At 36.7% G+C, this 2,865-nt stretch carries 2 protein-coding genes; one reads left to right on the top strand and one right to left on the bottom strand.

Annotation, left to right across the window (positions count from 1 at the left end):
* Nucleotides 1-858 precede the first annotated feature (858 nt).
* On the bottom strand, nt 859-1,455 hold the full coding sequence (locus A3GQ_RS0121050; RefSeq protein WP_028778711.1) for a hypothetical protein: 597 nt from the start codon (nt 1,453-1,455) through the stop codon (nt 859-861).
* A gap of 753 nt (nt 1,456-2,208) precedes the next feature.
* Between A3GQ_RS0121050 and A3GQ_RS0121040 the strand changes: the two genes are divergently transcribed.
* Entirely contained in the window at nt 2,209-2,523 is a 315-nt protein-coding gene (locus A3GQ_RS0121040; RefSeq protein ID WP_028778709.1) for a hypothetical protein, read from the top strand.
* Nucleotides 2,524-2,865: the final 342 nt, after the last annotated feature.

Below are 2,865 nucleotides of genomic sequence, written 5' to 3'. Positions count from 1 at the left end.
ACAAAAGGATAAGAGCAATGAGAATACTTACGATAAAGAGTCAATTGGCAACCTTCTTCTTCTCTAATTGAGGAATCGTAATAAGCGGGACAATGAGAATACAAAAGCATACAAAGAGAGCCAGAGGAAATTGAAAGTACCAGGGTAACGCAGGGGAAAGATCCATGATGAGATGGTTAACGAAAAGGAAAGTCGGAAAGATAATTGCACTTATTAATGTCTCTTCTTTTTTTAGGAGCCATTTTTTCAATTTATCACGAACTTTCTTGTTTCCTTTGTTTACTTAATAATATTTCATTTTCTATGCTGATGAAGGGGGAAAAGAGGAAGAACATATGAATTTTGATTCTTTGGTTATTTTATTCGGTAGTTTATTTTTGATTTTGATTTGCACAAGTCAGTTTCACTGAAGAAGATGAAATATTGGTGTTTGGGGAGCAAACGAACAGAAGACTGGAATAGATCTTAGCGGACATCGGTTTCAATATATTTTAGCTACCTTATCAGATGTTAAGTGACTATATTTAATCATATCATATCCGCTAATTCTACTTATCGAATAAAGAAAGGAAGCGTACTAGAAACGAGTAATCACCTTGACTTAAGGGTTTACGTGATGTCCGATAAGCCTTATTCCGGTTTTCTGTTCCACTGATCCCTAATGAACATTTTCGGGGAATATGCAAAAATGCTGTATTTTCACCATCCATTCTATGAGACGGTTTGTGCTCTAGTCCGTCAGATAGATTCCATTATATGGTTCCATTGCCCCTCAGTAGCCGTTTGCTGGTTCTACCCCTTTTCGGTGGGATGTGCAATAATACCCAAAATGAAAGTCCGAAAATATGCTTCGGACTTTCAGACTTTTCCTTCAAGTATTTGCTTCCGGACTTGTACGGCTGTCAGTAATTTATAACCTCTTAACTTAGGAATCATGTTCTCGAGCAGTGCAACCGCCTCTTCCCTTTTCCCGTCAAAAACGGCTTGATCGACTTCTAACAAGTTTAAAAGGAATGTGTCATTTAGCTTCTCTTTATATTGTTTGAATGAATCAACGTCCTCTTCCTGAATCGCGATATCCGACAAAGCGTACCACTTTGTCTTATGTCCACTCATTTTCGCAAGAAGATCTTTTGCCTTTCTGTATTCTTTTCGTTCCATTAAGATCATCAATTTGGAGCCTTGTTTCGCTTTTTTCGAGCGGATATTCCCCATCGCATCTTCCGCCGCCGATAGATCCCCATGAAGAAAATAGAACAGAAATTGTAAATGCGGCGCTTTTGATTTTTTTAGGTATACCATCATCTTTTCGGGATCTTTTCCAAACACAAGCGGGTTTCGGATTAAAAAGAAAATAATCATGACCGCCAATACGCCATACATGAACCAAATCGGAGCCTGGAAATATCCCAATACTGAAGCAAAAACAAAAACAAGCAATAAAAACCAAATCATAGCATCCTCCGTCAACTATACCTATTTACCACGCTGTTTTTAGGACCGCCAAACTTCAAAAACGAACAATAATTTACCTGGTCAACGATAGATACATATATTTTCCAGTGTGGCCCCTCAATGTGCGAATCGTTCACATGCCTTTGAGTTCTAACGTCTTGCAATTCATTACCTCAGCTAAAATATCGGCTATCATCTTAGCGTTTTAAATAATGATACAAGTATCAATACAAGTAAAGACAATGATATCATTAAAGGTGATGGTATTAATAACAGTATCACTACTGATGAAGATACAATCAATGTTATTGATATTGTTAATGATGAGGATAAGAGTAAAGATAATAACAATGGTAATATTATCAGTACAAACACAAGTAATGATATCGATAAAGATATTGATGAAAATACAAGTAATGTTACTGATGTCATTAAGGATAAAGATAACAGTATTGATGATGATAAGAGTATCATCAATAATATCGGTAATGATACTGATAAAGGTATCAATGGAAGTACAAGTAAAATCAATAGTACTGGTATCAGTGAACTTCCAAAGGTTGAGACTGAAGAAAAGAAATATGTATCACTGTATTTACCAAAAGGCTTAGCAGAGCGATTTGACAAGTTTGTTCGGGATCAGATCAAGAAACAAAAGCTTAAAAATAATGCTAAGATTAAGTCGTTCTATGGAGAGATTGCTATTGAGGAGTTTTTGAAAAAGTATGGGGATTGATGGAGGAGAAAAAAGAAATGAAAATCATCAAGTTAGGGCAGAATGACAAAGTTTTAATCGAGAACAATGACAACCAAGACGAGACTATAGGTTTAGATGAGATAACATTCGATGATTTTGACGTAAATAAGATCAGCAAACAAATGAAATCTCGCAAAAAGAAAGTTCCGTTTGAGGAAAAGTACACTCGTCGTACTCTATGGATCAGAAATGATTTGAATGGATTGTTGAATCTAGAGTTAGAAAACGATGGGAATATTACTGAGGTTGTAAATGATGCCCTTAAGCTTTATTACAATATGAAGGCTCAGGGATTACTTGATGATAAATAAAAAAAGCCTGACCAGCGATAGCCAGTCAGGATATTGAGAGAGTTTTGATGTTAGAACAGAGTATATCACAAGTGTGGGGAAACCCACGCTTCTTTATTTCATTGGTTGCCTGCTGGAGACTATCTTGTGAATAGAACCCCCAGCAGACATGTGTAAGAAGTAGCTCATCAGTGACTGGAAGCAAGTCCGTCACAGCAAGAGGTACACTTACCACAGATACCACACGTGGAACTTGCAGCATGTCCGCAAGATCCCATGAGGTTACAGATGAATGCAATGATCGATCGCATGATCATCTCCTTATGTAGTGACAGAAGGGTTATCTGTCACTTATTATTTTAT

This window comes from Shimazuella kribbensis DSM 45090 (genome assembly GCF_000428065.1).
In the GTDB taxonomy this organism is placed as follows: Bacteria; Bacillota; Bacilli; order Thermoactinomycetales; family Thermoactinomycetaceae; genus Shimazuella; species Shimazuella kribbensis.
This window is presented reverse-complemented; position numbering and strand designations above follow the sequence as displayed.